The organism is Cobetia sp. L2A1 (genome assembly GCF_009796845.1).
In the GTDB taxonomy this organism is placed as follows: Bacteria; Pseudomonadota; Gammaproteobacteria; order Pseudomonadales; family Halomonadaceae; genus Cobetia.
Map to the genome: position 1 here is coordinate 1,454,386 of NZ_CP047025.1, position 21,767 is coordinate 1,476,152.

The window sequence follows — 21,767 nt, forward strand, 5'->3', positions numbered from 1 at the left end:
ATTACTATGCGTGCGTTATCTCTGGGATGGGATTTAAAAAAAAGTGAAATTCCCTGCTTGGTTGTTCTGGCGGGTCTACCTTGCCGCCTGTGTTCAGAGTGATACCAAGCGCGCCAGAAAGGCATTAGAGAACGCCACATCATTTGCCAAATCGAGCGACATTTCCCGTAATCCATCTGAGAGGCTCACACACCCACTCATCGGTGCCTGAGAATGTGATGTGCCGTTCATTTCGATAGTGGGTAGGTCTCCGCTCGTTCCAGGATCGTTGGAGGCTGTTGAATCAGTTGCTGGACAGATGGCTGGGGCGGGCACTGTCGGGGAAGCAAAGGGATTTAGTTGGATCGCGGCATGCTCGTCGGGCAAATCTTCAAACAGCCGGTTGGCGTAGTGCCGTAGCGTACTTTCATTGAGCGCATAGAAATAGCACGCATCATCCTGCGCATGTCGACGACGAATGACCCGCCCAAGCACTTGACGAAAATACTGCTCGGTTCTGACATGGCTGAGGTAACAGCAGACCTGCAGACGGGGGATATCGACCCCTTCACTGACCATGTTGACGGAGACAATCCACGAGGTATGGCTGTAGCGAAAGGCTTCGAGCCGTGCGTGTGCTCCAGCCGTTTGGCTCGTCACCAGACACACGGTCTGTCCCATCTGTTGCAGACTGTCTGCAATATCTTCCGCATGGGAAATGCTGGATGCCACTACCAGGCCGGCAGTTGTGGGGTCTTCCTCTTGAAGCCGTCGCAAACGCTGGCAACTGACTTCCAATAGGTGCTGCTGAGGGCCTGGATGGCGTAGCAAGGCGGAATAATGCACCCCGGGGTGGCGTAACAAAGCCGGGATACTTTGATAATGCAGTGTCTCACGTTGCGCATGCTGCTCGGCCACCAGACGTATATCGTCGTTATCTATTAGATAAAGGCGTGGTATGCGGCAGACGTCATCCTGAATGGCATCGCGCAGGGTGTAAGTGAAGTCTGGGATCAACGCGAGGCTGTCACTTTCGGGATGCGAAAGCGCCTGCGCCGCTCGCTGGGACGTCGAGATCACTCCATGGCCTGGAGCCATATAACGAAGCAAGGGGAGACAGCTGCCATCAGTGCGCCAGGGGGTGCCTGACAAGGCCAGGGTGAAGCGTACATCGCGCTCCAATGCCAGGAGTGCCAAGCCCCACTGATTGGCGCCGGTGACCGCCGGGTTGGTGTGGATGTTTTTTGCGGCGCCTGCTGTGGCGCCTGCGGCATGGTGGCTTTCGTCCCACACCAGCAATGTACGCCCCTGGCGACAGAGCTGCTTGAGGTCCTTCAGGCGAAAACTGAGTGCCTGGTAGGTAAGCGCAATCCCGATGTCGCCCAGACGCCCATGCATGGGATGCCCCAGAATCTGCGAAAACGTTTCGCGGGCGCGTTCCACCACCGCGGTCGTGGGGCCCAGGTAGATGACATGATCAATGCTCCCATTGAGAACTAGCTCTTCGGTCAGTACTGCTGCCATCAGCATCTTGCCTGCACCGGGTGTTGCCTGGCACAAAAAATGGGGCTGTTGATCCGAAAGGCGTTGAAGCGCTGTCTCAATGCAGCGTGCCTGCCAGGCTCTGAGTGTCGGGCTGGTCAGGGAAGGCAGTAACCGATTGATCTGACGCGGCGTCATGATTCACCTCCTGCATGGCGTTTCCCATAGAGCGCCAGCACGGCTGCCAGCTGTCCTTGGAATTCGCAGGCGCGCTGGAGCGCATCGTCTTGCAAGGGAGCGATGTCGGATTTTGCGTCTGGATAGTCTTGTGCGAGCTGGTACAGATGCTCGGCTTCGGCTTTCGCGGCATGCATGGCTTTCTTGAGGGTTCGCCGCTGTTCTTGAAGCACTGCATCCAGCGGCAAGTGTGACCTGCTATCGATTTGGGGCGGGGGTGCCGTTGCCGAGTTCTCAGCGATGTTATGCCGATTGGCGGGAGCCGTAGAGGAGGTGGGATGCCCTGAGGTGCTATCGACCAGCTGATAGACGCGCCGCCGTCTGCCGATGGTATCGACCTGGGCGACTTGCCCATCAATGACCAATCGATCAATCAGGTCGCGAACGCGCTGCAGGACAACGATAGTCTTGCAGTCCGCTAACTCAGGGTGCTTCATCAAGTCGTTGCGACAGCTGACTTTGGTGAAGGTAACGGGGTGTTTCCTCTGAGCTTGAAGCCACTGCTGGAAGTGCTGTTTGATCAGCTGCCCGCGCCGGTACGCTGCCGTAATTGACGAGTCATTGGAAGGCGAAATATCAGAGATATTGGAGGACGAGGAGTGAGCAGAGTGATGTGTCGAGGTGGGCGGAAGTTGGCTATCAGACCTCTCTGGCGTATCAGGTGTCCTGGTAGGCCCGGATAACATCCCTTCCGAAGAAGAGGGATCAAGAGGGGCAAGGGGGGCTGTCGACGTGGGGTATGAAGGATTCGAGGTCATGACAGCACCTCGCTGCAGCCGCTGATGCTGCATGCACGACAGTCTTGATAAGGGGGATCGGGATAGCCGCCGTAAGGGGTCGGTAGGTCGGGGTTGCGCGGGGTTGCCGTAGTCAAGATGACCATGGTTAAAGCTCCTTGGATATGGGAGCCGCACCCGCTGTCGCCAAACAGTGATGGGGGCGGCCGTACGCAGGTTGGCGAACCGGCATCCAAGAAACCGGCAGACCCGGAGGTCTCCCGCGCACGACCGCCATAACGCATGGCAGGCACAAAAAAAGCGCCAACCATGGTCTGGGGCGCTTATGCGCCTTGGATGATTTCGAGTCGCCAAACCCGATCGAGGATTTTGCCTCGATATATTAAATCTAGCAGATGGTTGGACTGCCGTAAATATTACTTGATTGAAGGGACATGGGTGATCGACCTAATCTCACGATTTTCTCGAAAGTTCACTCCTTCGCTTATGGCACTGGTCTTCATGTTCTCGCGGTCTTTTGAGTATGCTCATGCTTCAAGTATTGACCGGGTTCGATAACGCGAGAGCGTCGCCGATGGAGCCTCGCCAAACAGACGACGGTAGTCCTGCGCAAACTGGCCCAGATGATAGAAACCCCAGTCGCTGGCGATCTGGCCCACCGTGCTGTGGGCGTCAGGTTCGCACAGACGGCGGCGCACATTGTTGAGTCTGTTGAGGCGGATGAATTGCATGGGGCTCACGCCGAGGATACTGGTAAAGCTGTTGTGCAACGTTCTCTGACTGACATGAGCGATACCGCACAGCGTGTCGATACTGACAGGGGCGGGCATACCGCTATTCAGGTAGTCGCGCACCCGCGCCACGACCTGACGTCGGTGGTGATAGCTGGGGTAGCGCTCTGTGTGAGGCGTCTCTTCGCGCAAGATTGCCTCCACCGCCAGAGAGAGAATGCCTTGGTGGGCCTGAACCTCGAAATCAGGACTCCTGCGCTCCAGCAATCGTTCCATCAGGAAGATGACTCCCTGGCGCGTCTTCTGCGATACGCCCAGGCGCATTGTCTGCTGCGGATCGCCCTCCAACAGGGATAACGCAGAGTCCCCAGCGACATTGACCAGCCAGTCGCGTTGGATCACCAGGCAGTAGATGCCGAAGGTGTCCGGTGTCGTCAGCTCGAAATCATGCCCTCCCGGCTGACACATGATGTCCTCTTCCTGCAGGGGATAGCCGTTGATGCGACATTCACGGGTGGCGGGCAGGCCAATCCATAACGAGTCCGGCCAGACGTGACATTGCTGCCCCAAGGCATGGCTCGTGTATTCCTTGAACACCTGCATCCCTGGTAGGTGAAGCTCATCAATACGGCCATAGAATTTCCCCTGGCCATATTGATCATATTCCTGTGACCAATCCGTCAGATTCTGCGCCTGCTCGTTGACATCCCATGCCTCACGCATGCACTTGCCTGGTGCGTGCGCATCTTTCCTGTCGCTCCGTGTGGCATCCCACATCGGCATCTTTGTTCCATTTCCTGGCATTTAACTTCCAACTCATTGTTTTTTAATATCTTTACAAGGTTTGCCGGATGCTGATAACGCTCATCCCGTCAGGTCAGTAATCTGGGTCATGCAAATTCCGCGCACAACTTCAAAGAGGGAACGGGATTTCAGGATGTCGCTTCTGCAACCCCTGTCTGTTTCCTTTGCGAGGTGGCACCGAGACCACAGGGACAAGACATGCCGAGAGAGGGGCGTGGCCTCGACCATGGGGCGGCCCTTCAAGCGACACCGCGAGGCAGTGGGTATTTCGCAACGTCCCGGCACTTCTGATGTCAGCGAGGTAGTGAGATGTATACGGAAACTCTTATAAATCAAATAAAAATCGAGTTGGCACACTGTCTGGAGAAATGGAGCCTGTCTGCACAGGCTCGAGTATCACTCTTGACCATGTCGGAGAACGCGACCTTCCTCGCTGAGGATGATGCGACAGCTCGCAAGATCATCATTCGAGTCCATCGGCCGGACTATCACTGCCGGGAAGAGATCGAGTCTGAACTGGCCTGGATACGCGACATTCGGGCGACCACCGAGGTCGACACACCAGCCCCTCTGCCGACCACGACGGGAAGCCCGGTACTGAGCATTATCGCCGGAGGGCTGACATTGCAGGTGGTGGCCTTTGAACATGCTGCGGGGGCCGAGCCGGATATCGGAGACAGTCTGCCGGAATGGTTCGAGCGCCTGGGGGCTGTCACCGCCACCTTGCATGCGCACAGTCGTCGCTGGCAGCTGCCGGAAGGATTCGTTCGCAAGCGCTGGAATCTCGAGACGATGATCTCTGCAAAAGGGCTATGGGGAGATTGGCGTGACGCGCCCGGCATGACGGTCAGCGAGGTCCACACCATCAATGAGGCCATTCCCTACATCAAGTCAGAGATCGCGCTATATGGCATAGCCCCCCATCGCTATGGCCTGGTGCATGCCGATCTACGGTTGACCAACCTGCTGGTGTCGCAGGAGGGCATGTCGATCATCGACTTCGATGACTGTGGCTTCTGCTGGTATGCCTACGACTTTGCCGCCGCCATCAGCTTTCACGAGACGGACCCCAGTGTTCCGCAACTGCGAGAGGCCTGGCTCAAGGGCTATCGCTCCGTTGCTGAATTCTCGGTCGCGGAAGAGGCGATGCTGGACACCTTCATCATGATGCGTCGCATCCTGCTGTGTGCCTGGTTGGCGACGCATCAGGAGAGCAAGGAAGGCAAGACATTGAGTGATGGTTTCAGTCGCGAGACTGCCGAGATGGCGCGGCACTACATGACACAACGTGGCCATCAGGTTCGCGAGGGCCATGATCCTGTCGACCAGAGTCGAGAGGGTCAACAAGACAATCAACTGCAGCACAACAACATGAGGATGGCGTGATGGAAAAGGTACGCGGAATTCTGGATCAAAACGCCTTCAACATGGCGCATATCGACAAGGCGGATGCGCGTATCGGGGCGCTGGTGCGCAAGCGTCTGGAAACGGTCGGGCCGACCTCCATGCTGTTCTATGAAGAGCCGTTGCACATCGTGCGTGGGGAGCGTGTCTGGTTGTTCGATGACACCGGCAAGCGCTATCTGGACGTGTACAACAACGTGCCGTCGATCGGGCATTGCCACCCGCGCGTGGTTCAGGCCGTGGCAGAGCAGATGGGCACCTTGAACGTCCACAATCGCTACCTTCATGAAGGTATCCATCGTTATGCCGAGCGTCTGTTGGAGACGCTGCCGACGACGCTCAATCGTCTGGTGATGATGTGTACCGGCAGCGAAAGCAACGACATGGCCCTGCGGCTGGCGCGTGGCTGGACCGGACGACACGGCATCATCGTCACCGAGGCGGCCTATCACGGCAATACGGCGGCCGTGACCGAAGTCTCACCATCCTCCTACAAGCAGGGCACGCCGCCGGATCATGTGCATATCCTGCCGATTTCCGAGATGAGTCAGCAGGCAGACCCCGCCGCCTGGTTCACCGAGCAGGTGCGTTTCGGCATCGAGCAATTGGAGGCCCGTGGTCATGGTTGTGCGGCCTTGCTGGTGGACTCGATCTTCTCCAGCGACGGCATCTACGCGGACCCCGTCGGGTTCCTGAAGCCCGCGGTCGAGATGCTGCAGGCGCAGGGCGGGCTATTCATCGCCGATGAGGTTCAGCCCGGCTTCGGGCGGACCGGTGATGGCATGTGGGGCTTCTCACGCCACTCAGTCGTGCCGGACGTGGTCACCATGGGCAAGCCGATGGGCAATGGCTTCCCGATGTCTGGGCTGGCGGCGCGAGAGGAATTGTTGGCGGTATTGAATGCTGATGTCGGCTACTTCAATACCTTCGGCGGGTCGCCGGTCGCGGTGGCAGCCGGGACGGCAGTGCTGGACGTTATCGCCGAGGAAAACCTGATGGTCAATGCGCAGCACCAGGGCAAGTACTTCATGCGACATCTGAAGGACATTCAATCCCGCTTTGATGAGGTGAGTGATGTGCGTGGGGCGGGGCTGTTCCTGGGGTTGGACCTGTGTGATCCCTTGCGTGACGGCGCGCCGGATGCGCAGCGCACCACCGCCTTGATCAATGACCTCAAGCACAATGGCATCTTGATCGGGGGGGCGGGCAAGTCGGGGAGCACCCTCAAGATTCGACCGCCGCTCTGCATCACTCAGGCAGAGGCCGACATCTTCCTGGAGACGTTCGAGCAATCCTTGAGAGCCACGGCCAGGTAAGGCCCAAGTCAAGGCGACGCTGAAGCTTAAGAAGCGCAAGACGCCCACGGGTCATCCGGTGGGCGTCTTGCGTTGGTATGTCAGCCGTTGGCATTGTCACTTGGCAGGCAAGGCACCCGTCAGACACGTCATCAAGCCGATAGCATCGCAAGTCCGCAGATCATCAGGCAGGCGCTTTCGTGCGGGGGGTCTCGCAAGAGGGCGTCCAGGGCATTCGGTCACGCAGGACACCGGACTGCTGGATGATGCCGACGACAGAGGTTTCCTGACGATGCGCCATGATATGCACACCACTGACGCCTTCGATCTCACGCAGTTGCTGAATCATCTCGATGCAGATATTGCGTCCTTCTGCCTTCTGATCCTTGGCACCTTCAAGCCGCGTGATGATGTGATCAGGGATATGCACCCCGGGCACATGCTGACGCATCCAGTTCGCTGTGCGTGCAGAGGCGAGTGGGCCGACACCGGGCAGAATGAAGCATTTTTCCAGCAATCCCAGATCTTGTGAGCGTTGCATGAAAGCCGTGAAGCGCGGCAAGTCGAAGCAATACTGTGTCTGGATGAACTGGGCACCGGCGGCGATCTTCTTGGCCAGACGGTGCGGGCGAAAATCGAAGGGCGGCGCAAACGGATTCTCTGCCGCGCCCAGGAATATCCGTGGGGGATCGGTGAGTTTTCGTCCACTGGCAAAGGCATGCTTGTCGCGTAATCCGGCGACGATCTCCAGTAGCGACAATGAATCAAGGTCAAAGACCGGCTTGGCTTGCGGGTGATCCCCGACCTGTACCCCATCGCCCGTCAGGCACAGCATGTTGTTGATGCCCAATGCTGCGCCGCCCAGGATGTCGCCCTGGATGGCGATGCGATTTCGGTCACGACAGGAAATCTGCATGACCACCTCATGCCCCTGACGCGCCAGCAGGGCACACATCGCCACGCTGGACATATGGCAGTTGGCCCCCGAGCCATCCGTCGCATTCATGGCATCCACATGGCCTTCGAACAGGCGCGCTCGTGCGTAGACATCCTGTGGATTCGCCGAGTCGGGTGGCGCCAGTTCGGCGGTAATCGCGAAGTGCCCATTCTTCAGGACTTGCTCCAGGCGACCACGGGAGCTATGTCCGGGCAGGCCAGACTCTGGCTCCGATTCAGAGCCAGCGCCAGCGTTGCCATCTTCGATATCGACATGGAGGGTCACGGCTTGCTCTCCCGCTGTGCTGCGTGTCGTTGTGCTGTCTGGCGTGCCACGCGTAGCCACGAGGACGTGCCTTTCAAGCGATGGTCTAGCGGTAACTGCACCACCTGAATGGCATCGTCGGCTCGCATCTGCTGACTGCCTTCCCACGCCTCGACCCAGACACAGCGCTGCTCGGGGATGACTTCGCAATTCCCGTTCTGAAGCACTCCACCGCAGGGGCCGTTGCGTATGTTCTTGGGGCAGTTCATGGAGCAGGACATGCCTGTGGAGCTCAAGATGCACTGGCCACACATCTGACAGTCAAACACCAGGCCCTTGCACAGTTGCTCCAGCTTTGCGATGGGCTTTTCTGCCCGTTCGTAGCCCACGGATTTCCACAGCGGATGCAGCTTGATGATCACCGGCTCGACGGCCTGATAGGTGAGTTCCAGCAATCTTGCGTGGCGTGTCGCCCACAAGCGAATGGACAGCATGATTCTCTCCTGATGCGTCGTGACCTCTTCTTGCCATCTGCCTCCGCGAGATCATGGGGGAGATGGCAACAGCCTGCCTTTCCTGTCAGGGCACTGCAATGACCTTGCAGGAGGTGCGAGGCTCAATGTCCGGTCACTGGCTCACCGGAAAGTGTCGGCAGGGCGTCCATGGTCTTCGCCAGCGAGAGGGCGAGCTGTTCCTGAAGCGACTCGGGCAGCCTGCAGGAGCGACGGTGAAATGAGACGGATGAGGGACCGTCATATTTTGCCAGCCGTCCCGGATCATCCGCGCTCAGCGCTGCTTGAGTTGCTCGCGCAGGCCGTTCGGGACCTGCTTGATGATCAGACGATCCCCGGCCTCGTCATATTCCACGGCGGCGCCCAGCAGGTGCGAGTCAAAACTGATCGAGACGCCCGCGGCGCGCCCGGTAAAGCGCTTGAACTGGTTCAGCGTCTTCTTGTCCGGTGGGATTTCCGGAGACAGCCCGTAGTCGCTGTTGCGAATGTGATCGTAGAAGGCTTGTGGGCGCTCTTCATCCATCAGCTCAGATAGCTGATCCAGCGTGATCGGCTCGCCGAGCTTGGCCTGATCGGTGGCGTAGCCGACAAGTGCATCGGTCTTCTCGCGGCTGGCTTCCTCGGCCATGTCTTCCTGCTCGACATAGTCACTGAACGCCTTGAGCAGGGTGCGCGTCTCCTGGCCGGCATCGCGTTGTTCCTGCGCGCCCAGCGTTTCGGCGAAGGCCTCGGCGAGCTTGGTGCGTCCGCGATCACGTGCCCAGGACAGATAAGGATGAGAGGCCGAACTGCCTTGCCATTGGCTGATGTCCAGTCGCGCGGCGAGCGACATCTGCGTCAGGTTGAGCTGACGAGCCGGCGTTACCGCGAGAGTCTCGTCGATCGCGAAGCCATCACGATGGTGCAGTAGCGCCATGAAAAGATGACGGATCTCGCCCAGTTGGTGATCCACCACCAGCAGATGGCCGCCTGTCGGGAGATTGTCATCGATCAACGGCATGAGTCGACCGGCAAGCGTCTGGGTCAGGCTCGCGAAATCGGTATCACCTGCGAGGAAAGACGCCAGCTCGGTGGGAAAGGCGGCCGGCGCGTCTTCATTGAAACGCCCCCAGTTCTTGGCCTTGCCGTGGTAGGCATCATTGAGACCGGACACCAGATCCTCCAGTGCATCGGATGTCGGCAAGGGACTGTCTGCGGGCACCAGACGGGCTGATGTCTCGCTATCGCCCTTGTCGATACGGTGAATGATGCTGTGCAGGATCGGCATGGGAACCTCCCTCGGCTTCAATGAACGGGCTGAGGATGATACCCGTCACGTTGCTGAGGGGATAGGGCAAAAGGGGCCACTGACGAAGCGCCTTTTCGACTCACCGTTGTGCAATACGTCTTTCTGGAACTCACTTGTCAGAGAGAGTCTCTGGTTTATTTTGATTGAACGCATCAATCAATGACGACCCCAAGATTGCTCTCGTCATGACATGCCTCAAGGAGCGTCCTCAAGGTATTAGCGTCGATAGCACCGCGCTTCCCAATCACGATTAATTGAGTGCCTGGCGTTGCTCCCTTCCATGGCCCCGCAGGCGTGATCTCGCAACGCGTTCCTACAAGATGAAGAATGCACCTCTGGTCGCGAGCTTCCGCGACATGACAAATTCCCTTGGCACGATAGATGGCGGCAGGGAGGCTAGCCATCACGTTGCGGAGAGCCTTCAGGTTGAGCGGGATGTCGCTTTGCCAGCTCCATGTGTTGAACAGGCTGTCGTGTTGATGAGGTACTGCCTTGAACGTCTCGAATGTCGTCGTGGGTGCCGTCAATGCCGGGGTGTGACGGCCATCAGGACTGACAGGTTCAGCAGTGGTCTTTCTTTCCACGCCGAGCAATAACGCCAGCGGAACCACGCCATGTTCACTTTCTATCACGCGTGCGTTTGGATATAGCCAGCGTGACTTGAGTGCAGTGCGTTGATCCGGTGTGAGCAGGTCGGTTTTGTTGAGTATGATGATATCGGCGGCATCGAGCTGCTCGGTGGCCAGCCGTGTCATATCACTATCCAGATCATCAAACTGAGCAGCATCGACTACCGTCAGAATGCCATCGATATGGAGTGACTGACGAAACTGAGGGTAGCGCAAGGTGTTGGCGATCTTGACAGGATTCGAGACACCGCTGGCTTCGATGATCAGATGCTCGGGACGTGTCTGTGGGTCTGCCAACAGCGTGGAAAGTTGCGCGATCAGGTCGCCCTCCACCGTGCAGCAGATACATCCATTCGCCAGACTGACGGTGGTCTGGGTCTGGCTGACGATCAACTGCGAATCAATGTTGATAGCCCCGAAGTCATTCACCATCACAGCCATGCGGCGACCATGATCACTGTTGAGCAGATGATTGAGCAGCGTCGTCTTACCCGCACCGAGAAATCCTGCGACCAGCGTGACGGGAATGCTGTGCTGTTGTGACATGGAAGTTTCCTCTCATTATTGAGCCAAGCGGCTTCGCTTGGCTCGCGGTCAGGAAGGTGGGTGTCAGAATGCGGGCAGTGGTTCCTGCCAGGTAGCAGCCATATCGGTATCCGTGAAGGCCCCCATACGATCCCAGGTGACTTCTCCTTCCAGCAGAGTCAGCTCCACTTGTGTGGCATGCAGATTTCCCTTGATGGCGATATCGAAGAGGTCACGGTCCAGCACGATGAGATCGGCAGACTTGCCGATGGAAATTGAACCGGCGTGTTGCTCGATACCCATGCACCATGCGCCGTTGATCGTCATGACACGAATAGCTTGCTCGAGTGAGATGGGCTGGCCAAAGAATTGACCCTCTTCTTCACCGAAGGGATTTTGACGGGTAATCATGGCCTCGAACCCGATCCACGGGTTCAGGCTGGAGACCGGCCAGTCTGTTCCCATCACGGCATTGCCTTCCGCCTCAATGACGCCCTTGAAGTTATAGGCACGTTGCATGCGCTCTTCGCCAAAGACAGCGCGAGCATTCGCGAAGGAGGAGGGGAACCATCCGACGGGCGAGAATTCGGCAGTGACATCCAGTGCCTTGAAGCGTGCAAGGTTGGTGTCCAGTAGCGTTGTGCTATGGGCGCATTGATGACGCACGCCACTATTGCCATTACGTGCTCTTGCCTGAGCGACGGCATCCAGGAAGATATCGGAAGCTCCATCACCGGTGCAGTGCGCGATGACACGAATCCCCTTGCGATCCATGTCGACTACCATGTCGACGATATGCTCTGGCGTGAGATTCAGGTGTCCTCTCCAGTTCTTCTCGCCTGGCCAGGGAGTTGATAGATAGGACGAACGTGATTCGTGAGTGCCATCGAAGTGAAACTTCACCGCATTGGCATTCAGGCGATTGCTCCGATAGTAATGGCGCTCTCCTGCCAGTAGCTCCCAGCGCCGTTTGACCGGGAAAATATCATCCTGCCAGCTGATGGCTGCCTCTACTCGGACGGATAGCTTGCCATCTTGATCGAGACTGCGAAGTGCATTCAGGCGATGTTCGCAGACGTGCACGTACTTGGTGCCTACCACGCCATGTCCACTCTGAAAATGCAGCCCCTCTCGATAAGCGCGTGTCAGCGCATGCTGCGGTGTTGGTGGCATGGTGGCGTGAATGATGGCGTAGGCACCATCGACCAGAATGCCGGAAGGTTCATGGGTAATGGAGTCTCGCTCGATATAGCCATGACGTGGGTCCTGAGTCTCAGCAGTAATGTTTGCCAGCGCCAGCGCGCGCGAGTTGACCATCATGCAACCCCATGAGCGATCAAGAATGGCCACGGGGCGATCAGGCATGAAGCTGTCCAGCCAGTCACGATCAGCGACCAACCCAGCCTGCTTGAAGGTATAGCGCACGAAATATTGGCCGTAGACCCAGCCATCGCCCGGATGACTGTCGGCGTAGTCGAGTATTGCCTGCTTGACCTCCTCCGGGGTGGGATCCTCAAGGCCGATATTCAGATAGTCGGCATAGCCGGGTGCCAGCGCCAGGTCGGGGTGAGTATGCATGTCATAAAGACCGGGCATCACGAAACGACCTTCAAGATCGATGACCTTGGTGTGGTCTCCAATGAATGGTGTCACATCCTCTTTATTACCGACGGCCATGAAGCGACCACTGCGAATCGCGACGGCTTTCGCCCAGGGAATATTGTCGTCCACGGTATGGATGTTGGCATTGATCAATACGATATCGGCGGTCTCTTTCGGTGAGGAGGCCGCTATAAAAGAAGGTGTCGACAGGGTGCTGGAGGTAATCATTATCATGAACTCATAATCTAAAGGAGAAGGCACAGCACGAGAGAAGAGCGAGGCACGGGCGTGCATCACGATGAGATACACGCCCGTTCATCAGCCGATCATCCAATGTCCCAGCAGGGCGAGGATAGGTAGCGAGATCAGCACTCGCAGGGCATAGATCATGACCAGATCACGTAATGTGAGCCCAATGTCAGCTCTGACCAGGATGATGGCAGCTTCGGTAAAGAAGATGATTTGAGTGACGGCGACACCCGCCATCACGAAGCGTGTCACTTCGCTTTCGATTCCAGCACCCAGAATGGAAGGCATGATGCTGTCGACGATGCCGGCGAGTAGCGCGGGCGCTGCCTGAGCAGCTTCCGGAAGACGCAACAACTCCAGATAGGGCACCAATGGCAGTGATAGCACCTGGAATAACTGGGTGAACTCGATCAGTGCCAATCCGACACATCCCACCAACATCATGGCCGGATAGATGGAGAAGGCCACATCTGCGCTGATCTGAAGCCCTTGCTTGAGCTGTTCTGTGGGAGAGTTGGCTTGCTCGGCACGTTCGACGGCGCGGCGTAGACCAAGGGCCAGTACACCTTCTCCAGGACGACGGTCTGTCTTGAGCTGCTTGCCGACTGCGGGATGGTAGACAGGCAATTTGTTACGTAGCGGCGGCAGCTTGGGCACAATGATGGCGCATAGGACGCCGGTGATGGCAACGGCGATGTACCATTGAATGAACATCTCCTCGAGGCCGATCAGCTTGAGCAGCAAGTAAGAATACGCAATCGAGACGATCGAGAAGTTGGTCGCGATCGTGCACGCCTCACGACTGTTGTAAAACCCCTGACGGTACTGCTGAGTCGTAAGGATGATGCCCACGCTAGAGGCTGACAGCCAAGAGGCGAGGCAGTCCACCGCTGCTCTCCCCGGCAGACCGAAGAGACGCTCGAACATGCGGCTGCACAAGGTACCGGCGAACTCCATCAGACCGTAGTCAGTCAGCAGAGGTAATAGCAGTGCTGACAGGAAGTAGATGGCCAGGACGACTGGGCCAATATCATAGAGCATCACGCCGCCGGTATTGCGGCTCCATACCCACTCAGGCCCTACCTCGAAATAGACCATCGTCATCAATAAGGCGCCGATGATGCGTACGATGGTCCAGCCCATGCCGGGATTGAATAGCGTGATCAAGCGTCCCTTGCGGTGGCGTAATGGACTGAAGGTGACGGCCAGAGTGATCAGACTGGGAATGATGGCGACCGCGGCCGTTGCCGTCACCATGAGGGGTTTGAGAACATCATTGATGTAGTCGATGACGAACGCGATCATGATCGTCGTCCGCCCATCAACACTGATGGGCGTAAAGAAAAGCAGAACGCCGAGGAGAGTGGGGATCAAGCATTTGAGCAGCTGTTTCGTGCTGTAGCGAGATTGAGGGACTTCTGAGGCGACGGGAGTCGGACGGTCGGTCATGGGACGCGTACCTTTTTTATAGTTGTAATGACGTGTTGATGGTTGTCGTGAATCATCAATCTGTGCTTTTACGGTGTCATCGTGCAGACAACTCGTGCCAGGGCGGATGTGTCCAACGCGAGTATGTCTGCCGTGCTCATCCGGAAACGGCGTGCCGTTCTAGACACGGAAGTCGGGCGCTTCTCTATCCAGACGCCGTAGTTCCGCAGCCCAGGTCAATGCCACGCTTTCTGCGTGGTAGCGAGGGTCCTCGAACTGCTGAGCAGTGAATTCACACTCTTGTGGTGAAGGCATGATGAGTGGACGACCCATTTTCATCGCCTCAAGCTGAATCTCACAGGCCTTGTTGAGGTAGAACATGTTGAAGTAAGCCTCAGCGACACTGCGGCCGGTGGTTAACAGTCCGTGATTGCGCAGAATGGCGCATTGTCGATCACCGAGTGCTGCCACGATGCGATTACGGACCTCAAGGTCGAGTGGAATACCTTCGTAGTCGTAATAAGCCACGCGATTGTAGAAGGCCATGTTGGTTTGATTCAGAGGAAGAAGACCCTCTTCCAATGCCGCAACTGCCATGCCAGCCAAGGTGTGAGTATGCATGACGCATACGGCATCATGACGATGCATGTGGATGGCACTGTGAATCGTGAAGCCCGCAGGATTTACCTCAGGGTCATCGATATTTAGTTTCTTCCCATCAATACCGATAGTGACCAGATTGGAGGCGGTAACCTCTTCTGGCAGCAAGCCATAGGCATTGATCAGGAAAGCCGGTGTCTCACCTGGCAGGCGTACGGAGATATGAGTGAAAACTTGATCGCTCCAGCCGTTTCGCTCCAGCAGGCGATAGGCGGCGGCCAGATCGGCTCTCAAGGTCTCTTCAATCGCGGGGTTTGGCATGTGGCGCACTCTCGGACGGGAAGGCATAAGACAGCGGTGCGGCTCAGGACACGGGATAAGTGAGTACTCGTCCTGTGGCAGGCTGGCCTTGCATGCATCCTAGGTTGCTTGTGAGAGAGCGAATATCGATTTATTCTTCAGAAGATCATTCCAAAAAGTCATGACCTACCATGCAACGACAGCTCCCCAGCATGATCTCTCTTCGGTGTATCGTCGCCTTCGCACGCTTTTCCAGCGTTACACGTGCAGCCGAAGAACTGAATATTACCCAGAGTGCCGTGAGCCGCCAGATCAAGAATCTGGAGGAGTTTCTGGGCAGCCCGCTGGTAACGCGTTCTCGACAGCGGCTGACGCTCAATGAGTTGGGGCAGGCCTATGTTCATGAGGTGTTGCCATTGCTCGAGAGCCTGGAAACAGCAACTCATCATGTGCGTACCAGCCATGTTGGTCATCTGCGTATCGGGGCTGAACCTTCGTTTACCTCTCGCTGGTTATTGCCAAAACTCAAGTCCTATGCCGGACTCAATCCCGAGATTGAGCTCGAGATCATGAACGATCTGCGCCGGCTGTATGACAGTCACGAAGGCTATGATGTCGGCATTCTTTTTGGAGAGGGCAACTGGCCAGGGTTTGATGCACGCTTTCTCATGTCCAGTGAACTGCTTGCCGTCTGCACACCGGACCTTTTGACAGAGAGAGGTCCTGTCATCGAACGACAGGATATTCTGCGTTACCCGATTCTCCATCACGTGGCGCATTCACCGTTGATGAAGTCCTCCACTCAGTTGTGGTTGGAAGCAGCGGGGCTGTCGATCAGAGAGTGCAATGCATTACCGGGTCAGCGGTTGGAGCATTTCCAGTTTGTTCTTGAAGCGGCTTTGCATGGACTTGGATTAGCGATATTGCCGCGTTATTTCGTGGCACCAGAACTTGCTGAGGGACGGCTGGTGGTCGCAAGCACCTCGCCCTTGATGTGCGGTGGCTATTATGTGGTAGTGCCCTCAGGGCAGCATGATCCCAAGGTCAGTCGCTTTGCGGATTGGTTATTGTCTTGGGAATCTTGAGATGAGTCGCGATACTGCTCTTGGCAAAACGCTGTCAGTTCGTGGTCTTTTATTCTGACATGGTCAATGAATGCCGAGTGTTTAGTCCCAGGGTGTAGTGGTCTATGGTATGAATCAATCTCGCAGGAGGACTCATGGCTCAAGTACTTCACAAATGCGCCAAGACCACGTACTCCACCTGAGAAGATTTAAAACGATCATTCAACAGGCGTGGAGGGGCGATCATCAGCCCCAAATTGATGTTCATGGCCATGAGTCCCTTTCATGACACGACTACATTTTGACCGCTAATATCAAACTTGACGATATATATTAACATATCCAATTATCTTCCGGTCAAAGAGTGTTACTCGAATATATGTTTGGAAATGTATTTTGAAATCTCGACGATCTCTGTCTTTCCCGTGAATTCGAATTTTATCTTGCCGAGTGAGGAAAAGTATATCTCCAGTTCCGAATCCAGATCGAAGGTGCCAGAAGTTTCAATAGAGTAAGCGACTATATTTTTATAGGGCAGTGAAGTGAAGTCTTTCTTACTGCCCGTGATACCTTGGACGTTGACCGCGATAATACGTTTGTTAGTAAATACGACACCATCGCGCATGGTTTTATAAGCATCAATTACCTTTTCGCCATCCAGTAGCAAGGTACTGACGCGATCAGCATATTCATTGTTTTGTTTGAGCTTGAAGAAGCCTTTATTGTCGAAATCGATCATGTCGTAAGTCTCCATACCTTGAAAGTGATATTAGTCATTTAAGACAGTGTGGGTGAATGCTTGATGCAATATTCTGGACATTTCCCCCTATATAGTAAATGACGATTTTACACTAGTACTTGTAGGCGGAAAAGGCCGGTATGCCACGCAGGGCTGAAGGGAACTTTTTGTCAATAATGTTGTATCGCTTCGGCTGGATAGCACTGTGCTTTTATTCAAAGCTAATGATGATGCCGTCCATGGGTTAAATGAGAGAGTTGTTGTTGAGCCCTAATATCTGTGCTAGCTTATATTCATGGCCTGCCATGAGGTTCAATCATCCCATGTGGTTGGTCATTAGTTGGTTTTATTTGTCGTATCACCTGATTGACTTAGGAGACTGCCATGAATAGCGATATCGCTGAAGGTAAGTGGAAGCAACTCAAAGGTAAGGTTCGTGAAAGTTGGGGAGAACTTACTGATGATGATGTCGACGAAATTGCGGGTCGTAAGGAACACTTTGTCGGGAAGGTTCAAGAGCGATATGGCATGAAGAAAGACGAAGCGGAAAAAGAATGGGATAAACTATCCGATTCTTGAAGATTTGGTAATATATATTCCATGTGACCGATGCCTGCACTCTGCAGGCATCGGTTTCTTTGTGTTTGGTCATGTTTTATCGCGGTGATCTATCGTCTGTCCTACCCAGTGAACTGCTCCTGACGAAAGACATCCAGACCCATTCTCTTGTGTCAGCCATGATGCAATAGCGTTGACCGGTATCCTGGTGATGGTCATCTGCGGTCTGGTATTGAGCGCGAGGCGATAGCCGCGCCTGTCCCAGCCAGGCGATCCCAGTCCTCCAGCGTTTCACCGTCCTGGGCAATACGCACGTTGGCAGGCAGCAAGGGAGGAGCCACCAGACACTCGGCATCGAGTTCGTGACTGATATGCGTCAGGTAGGCGCGTGGCGGGTTGAGTCGCGCGATGATATCCAGCGCTTGAGTGATGGTGTTGTGATTGCGAGGGGTGGTGAACGCGGCGGGGTGGCTGGAATCCAGTATCACTACATCGGGCTCCCAGCTGCGTAGGAAACGTTCGGTTTCCGGGGGCAGGCCGAGCGTATCAGTGAGATAGGCCAGCCGTGTGCCACCGTCGTCAAGGCAATAGCCAAGTGTCGGTTTCGAGTGATTGAGCGGTACCGGTGTCACCGTCAGGCTATCCAGCTTCAAGGGCTTGAACGGCTTGAGTCCGGACTGAAAGTCCAGAATGCCGGGATTGCGGTAGAGGTCCGCGCAGCCTTGTGGGTCCTTTGGGCCGTAGACAGGAATGCGCTCACCCGCACCCCCAGCGCAGATGGAAAAGCCCCTGTACGTGATCAGCATGATAATGGGTGATCAGGATTGCCGCGGGACGCGCGAGCTTACAACTGTGCGCCAGATCCATGCGGCCGGCATCCAGCAGGTAGCGCTTGCCATCGATGCGAACCTCGGCGGAACACGGCCTACGCGTGAGGCTCGTGAAGACGCGGGCCCTGTTGCAGGCTGGGCATTCGCAGCCAAAGCAGGGCACCTGAGCGACAGAATCATTATCACCAGACAAAGCGAAGCTAGATTCTGATTTACCAACTGGCTAATAAATTGTGTGCTTTACTCTAGCCGTGTCTTGTGACCCGTGCCACTTGGTGCGGGTTTTTCGTTATTTAGCAATCACGACTTTGCGTCATCGGACGTTGATCTTCAAAAACGACATGCCGATTGTACGGAAAAATGCCTAGTACAAAGCGTTCGGCCACAGCGAGTAGGGATGGTATTGGTGCTGGCCTGTCGGTTCTTCTATGAGGGAGGCTCATGCCACGAGCCTTTACTCTTTTCAGGGAAGCCATTGCCATTGCTCATGGACAGTGATTCACTAATTTTTTTGTTAATCGATATTCTCTAATTGATTGATATTGAATGATTTTTTATTTCTTCTAGAAGGTTTTTCTTGTTTTTTCAACCCCTTGTCACGATGAATTGTGCAACAAATCTTTGTATGGCCTTATTCCTGCAGGATCAATTATTGCTTTCGCAATGCAGCCTGCCGAGTTGATCTCGTGGCCCTTTCAGACAGGTAGGATCACTGATTTTAATAACTGGCATTTTGCATACTCATCCAAAACGATAAATAGATGCTATCTCACTTTGCTAAGCTAAGCAGGCTCCAGCGCTGGCCTCTACATGACGTCCTCCCTGAAACGTCTTCTTGATACGGCGTCTGTGGTGCCATTGGGAGACTGCGCCGGCCGTGAAGAACACAACAACGCAAGGAGACCTCGCTTGGAACTGATCCAGTATGCTCTGGACAATCTGGAGCTCTTGACCACACGCACCCTTGAGCACATCTCGCTGGTCGGGGTGGCGGTGGGTATCGCCACGCTCACTGGTGTACCCATCGGTATCGCGATTACCAAAAATGAGCGCGCAGCCAAGACAGTGCTGTATATCGCCTCGATCATCGTGACGATCCCCTCCATCGCACTGTTCGGCATCATGATTCCGATCCTATCGTTGATCGGGCAGGGCATTGGCTATGTGCCGGCTGTCATTGCCGTTTTGCTGTATTCGCAGTTGCCAATCATCCGCAACACCTATACCGCGATCAACAATGTCGACCCTGCTCTGCGTGAAGCGGCCAGAGGGCTGGGCATGAGTCAGAACCAGCGCTTGTGGATGGTCGAGATTCCACTGGCGGTACCGATCATCATGGCCGGTGTGCGCACTGCCGTAGTGCTGAACATTGGAGTGATGGCGATCGCGGCCTATATCGGTGCCGGTGGGCTTGGCACCTTTATCAGTCGAGGAATTTCCCAGTCAGACCCGCGTCAGTTGATTGTCGGGGCGGTAGCAGTCAGCGTGCTTGCCATCCTCGTCGACTACGCATTGTTGGCGCTACAGAAGCGCCTGACGCCCATGGGTATGGACCGTGCAACAGCGGCCAATGCCTAACAGCGTCATACGCGCGCCATTCTGCCAACTAGACAAGGAATTCTTCATGATCGAACTCGACAATCTCACCAAAGTCTTCGACACCCCCAAGGGTGCCGTCACGGCGGCTGACCATATCAGCATGAAGGTGCCGAGCGGCGAAATTTGTATCCTGCTCGGACCGTCCGGCTGTGGCAAGACCACCAGTCTGAAGATGATCAATCGCATCATTCGCCCGACATCTGGCCGAGTGCTGATCAATGGGGAAGACACCACCAATCTCAATACGCAGGAACTGCGTCGCAACATCGGCTATGTCATCCAGCAGATCGGACTGTTCCCGAACATGACCATCGAGGAAAATATCACGGTGGTGCCCAAACTACTGGGCTGGGACAAGACTCGGTATCGCGAGCGTGCTCGCGAAATGATGCGCATGATCGCGCTGGAACCCGATGCCTTCCTCAAGCGCTATCCGAGTGAGCTTTCCGGCGGGCAGCAGCAACGGATAGGTGTTGCGCGCGCCTTGGCGGCGGATCCGCCTGTGATGCTGATGGATGAGCCATTTGGCGCAATCGACCCCATCAACCGCGCGGTGATTCAGGATGAGTTCCTCAAGATGCAGCAGGATCTCAAGAAGACCATCATGTTCGTCAGTCACGATATCGATGAGGCGATCAAGATGGGCGACCGCATCGCGATCTTCCGTGGCGGCAAGCTGGTGCAGTATTCCCCGCCAGATGAGCTGTTGGCAGCGCCGAAGAATGACTTCGTCGAATCTTTCCTGGGAGAAGACCGTGCTTTGAAGCGCCTCAACCTGGTCAAGGTGCGTGACTTGGCGAGTGAGGACATAGGCATGGTGAGGCCGGATGACACCTTGACCACGGCACTCGAACGCATCGAAGCCTACGGCTACCAGAGCAGCATCGTGATGGTGAACGACAAGCGTCAGCCGGTAGGCATCATCAGTGCTGCCATCGCACGTACTTCCAAGGGGCATTGTCGGGATCACTTCCAGGGCGTGCCTGTCGTAGTCAGCCTCGATGACGATCTGCGCAAGGTGGCCTCGTTGATGTTTGCCAATGACATGACCTGGATACCGTGCGTGGATGATGAGGGTCGCATCGTCGGTCAGATTACGCAACGGGCCATCACGCATCATCTGAGCTCCCGCTACCGGGCACATTCGGGGTCTTCCGCTGCCTTGGCTTCCGGCCAGCAGGACGAGATGTCCCCGACCACGGTGCACAAGGAATAAGCCCATGCCAACGTTGAAATTCACGGGCGTATTACGACTGGTGGCAGTGATCGCGATCTTCATGGCTGGTGTCTGGAGCCAGTCGACTGGTGTGATCGAAGAGTTCATGTTCTACCTGCCGGATATCCAGTTCCTGACGGTACAGCATCTGTGGCTGACGGCGCTGTCCGGCGGGTTAGCGATAGTGGTTGCCATTCCATTGGGGATCGTCCTGTCGCGCCCCAGCATGACGCGTTATGCCGAATCGGCCATGCAAGTACTCAATGTAGGCACCACCATCCCGACGCTGGCGGTATTGGCGTTGTCGATGAGCTTCCTGGGTATCGGCACGGTACCTGCTGTCTTTGGCTTATTTGTGGCGACCCTATTGCCCATCACCCGTAACACCTATGTGGGGCTCAAGGGAGTGTCACCCGCCTTGAAGGAAGCGGCATCCGGAATTGGCATGTCACCGTTCCAGCGCCTGGTGCGTGTGGAACTCCCCAATGCGCTGTATGTGATGTTTGCCGGAATCCGTACGGCACTGGCCATCAACGTCGGTACGGTACCGCTGGCTTTTCTGATCGGTGCCGGTGGGCTGGGTGAGCTGATCTTCACCGGTATCGATCTCTATGACCCGGTCATGATGTTGTCTGGCGCCATCCCTACCACACTGCTGGCGGTCGGTGTGGATGTGCTGGTGGCCTTCGTGGCCTTCATCGTGGTCCCGCGCGGCGTCAACCCTGCGCGAGCATGAACGAATACGCCTGTGGCAGCCA

The 21,767-nt window shown here is 55.9% G+C and carries 20 protein-coding genes; 7 read left to right on the forward strand and 13 right to left on the reverse strand.

Going from position 1 to position 21,767, the window contains the following annotated elements; all coding sequences use genetic code 11:
- Positions 1-93: 93 nt before the first annotated feature.
- From GQR90_RS06295 to GQR90_RS06305, 4 genes are all read right to left on the reverse strand, one after another.
- A complete protein-coding gene (locus tag GQR90_RS06295; RefSeq protein ID WP_158773364.1) occupies positions 94-1,659 on the reverse strand; it encodes a DEAD/DEAH box helicase in 1,566 nt (521 codons plus the stop codon).
- Positions 1,656-2,135, reverse strand: a complete 480-nt coding sequence (locus GQR90_RS06300; RefSeq protein ID WP_158773365.1) for a hypothetical protein — start codon at positions 2,133-2,135, stop codon at positions 1,656-1,658. The genes GQR90_RS06295 and GQR90_RS06300 overlap by 4 nt, the downstream gene beginning before the upstream one ends.
- A 317-nt stretch (positions 2,136-2,452) precedes the next feature.
- On the reverse strand, positions 2,453-2,581 hold the full coding sequence (locus GQR90_RS17740) for a hypothetical protein (RefSeq protein ID WP_267902047.1): 129 nt from the start codon (positions 2,579-2,581) through the stop codon (positions 2,453-2,455).
- Positions 2,582-2,962: 381 nt separating this feature from the next.
- On the reverse strand, positions 2,963-3,889 hold the full coding sequence (locus GQR90_RS06305; protein WP_158773366.1) for a helix-turn-helix domain-containing protein: 927 nt from the start codon (positions 3,887-3,889) through the stop codon (positions 2,963-2,965).
- Between the two features lie 489 nt (positions 3,890-4,378).
- On the opposite strand from GQR90_RS06305, the gene GQR90_RS06310 reads away from it, so the two are divergent.
- Together GQR90_RS06310 and GQR90_RS06315 are read left to right on the forward strand one after the other, a co-directional pair.
- Positions 4,379-5,356, forward strand: a complete 978-nt coding sequence (locus tag GQR90_RS06310) for a phosphotransferase enzyme family protein (protein ID WP_233266454.1) — start codon at positions 4,379-4,381, stop codon at positions 5,354-5,356.
- The gene (locus GQR90_RS06315; RefSeq protein WP_158773368.1) at positions 5,356-6,690 is read left to right on the forward strand and encodes an aspartate aminotransferase family protein; all 1,335 of its coding nucleotides are present in this window, start codon (positions 5,356-5,358) and stop codon (positions 6,688-6,690) included. Before GQR90_RS06310 ends, GQR90_RS06315 begins: the two co-directional genes overlap by 1 nt.
- A gap of 163 nt (positions 6,691-6,853) precedes the next feature.
- Here GQR90_RS06315 and GQR90_RS06320 read toward each other — a convergent pair whose 3' ends face one another.
- From GQR90_RS06320 to GQR90_RS06350, 7 genes are all read right to left on the reverse strand, one after another.
- A complete protein-coding gene (locus tag GQR90_RS06320) occupies positions 6,854-7,891 on the reverse strand; it encodes a methylenetetrahydrofolate reductase (protein WP_233266455.1) in 1,038 nt (345 codons plus the stop codon).
- The gene (locus GQR90_RS06325; protein ID WP_158773369.1) at positions 7,888-8,364 is read right to left on the reverse strand and encodes a methylenetetrahydrofolate reductase C-terminal domain-containing protein; all 477 of its coding nucleotides are present in this window, start codon (positions 8,362-8,364) and stop codon (positions 7,888-7,890) included. The genes GQR90_RS06320 and GQR90_RS06325 overlap by 4 nt, the downstream gene beginning before the upstream one ends.
- Positions 8,365-8,656: 292 nt before the next feature.
- Positions 8,657-9,649: a nucleoid-associated protein gene (locus GQR90_RS06330; protein WP_158773370.1), complete on the reverse strand. Its 993-nt coding sequence runs from the start codon at positions 9,647-9,649 to the stop codon at positions 8,657-8,659.
- A gap of 173 nt (positions 9,650-9,822) precedes the next feature.
- Entirely contained in the window at positions 9,823-10,845 is a 1,023-nt protein-coding gene (locus GQR90_RS06335) for a CobW family GTP-binding protein (RefSeq protein WP_158773371.1), read from the reverse strand.
- Positions 10,846-10,908: 63 nt separating this feature from the next.
- Positions 10,909-12,654, reverse strand: coding sequence for an amidohydrolase (locus GQR90_RS06340; protein WP_199269479.1), 1,746 nt, complete (start codon positions 12,652-12,654; stop codon positions 10,909-10,911).
- A gap of 90 nt (positions 12,655-12,744) precedes the next feature.
- Positions 12,745-13,980 carry a YjiH family protein gene (locus tag GQR90_RS06345; protein ID WP_199269480.1) on the reverse strand — a complete coding sequence of 412 codons (1,236 nt, stop codon included), beginning with the start codon at positions 13,978-13,980 and terminating at the stop codon, positions 12,745-12,747.
- A 303-nt stretch (positions 13,981-14,283) separates the two neighbouring features.
- Positions 14,284-15,024, reverse strand: a complete 741-nt coding sequence (locus tag GQR90_RS06350; protein ID WP_158773372.1) for a class II aldolase/adducin family protein — start codon at positions 15,022-15,024, stop codon at positions 14,284-14,286.
- A 170-nt stretch (positions 15,025-15,194) separates the two neighbouring features.
- On the opposite strand from GQR90_RS06350, the gene GQR90_RS06355 reads away from it, so the two are divergent.
- Positions 15,195-16,088: a LysR substrate-binding domain-containing protein gene (locus GQR90_RS06355; RefSeq protein WP_199269481.1), complete on the forward strand. Its 894-nt coding sequence runs from the start codon at positions 15,195-15,197 to the stop codon at positions 16,086-16,088.
- 346 nt (positions 16,089-16,434) lie between these two features.
- Here the strand turns inward: GQR90_RS06355 and GQR90_RS06360 are convergent, their stop codons facing one another.
- A complete protein-coding gene (locus tag GQR90_RS06360; RefSeq protein ID WP_158773373.1) occupies positions 16,435-16,806 on the reverse strand; it encodes a PH domain-containing protein in 372 nt (123 codons plus the stop codon).
- A gap of 384 nt (positions 16,807-17,190) precedes the next feature.
- On the opposite strand from GQR90_RS06360, the gene GQR90_RS06365 reads away from it, so the two are divergent.
- Positions 17,191-17,385, forward strand: a complete 195-nt coding sequence (locus tag GQR90_RS06365; protein ID WP_158773374.1) for a CsbD family protein — start codon at positions 17,191-17,193, stop codon at positions 17,383-17,385.
- Positions 17,386-17,579: 194 nt separating this feature from the next.
- Here GQR90_RS06365 and GQR90_RS06370 read toward each other — a convergent pair whose 3' ends face one another.
- Positions 17,580-18,170, reverse strand: coding sequence for an MBL fold metallo-hydrolase (locus tag GQR90_RS06370; protein WP_233266456.1), 591 nt, complete (start codon positions 18,168-18,170; stop codon positions 17,580-17,582).
- A gap of 933 nt (positions 18,171-19,103) precedes the next feature.
- Here GQR90_RS06370 and GQR90_RS06375 point away from each other — a divergent pair.
- Genes GQR90_RS06375 through GQR90_RS06385 form a run of 3 tightly spaced genes read left to right on the forward strand, consistent with a single transcriptional unit; the run spans position 19,104 to position 21,745 of the window.
- Positions 19,104-19,772 (forward strand): ABC transporter permease, encoded by a 669-nt coding sequence (locus GQR90_RS06375; protein WP_088743459.1) that lies wholly within the window; start codon positions 19,104-19,106, stop codon positions 19,770-19,772.
- 46 nt (positions 19,773-19,818) lie between these two features.
- Positions 19,819-21,009: an ABC transporter ATP-binding protein gene (locus tag GQR90_RS06380; protein ID WP_158773375.1), complete on the forward strand. Its 1,191-nt coding sequence runs from the start codon at positions 19,819-19,821 to the stop codon at positions 21,007-21,009.
- Between the two features lie 4 nt (positions 21,010-21,013).
- A complete protein-coding gene (locus tag GQR90_RS06385) occupies positions 21,014-21,745 on the forward strand; it encodes an ABC transporter permease (protein WP_158773376.1) in 732 nt (243 codons plus the stop codon).
- The last annotated feature ends 22 nt before the right edge of the window (positions 21,746-21,767 follow it).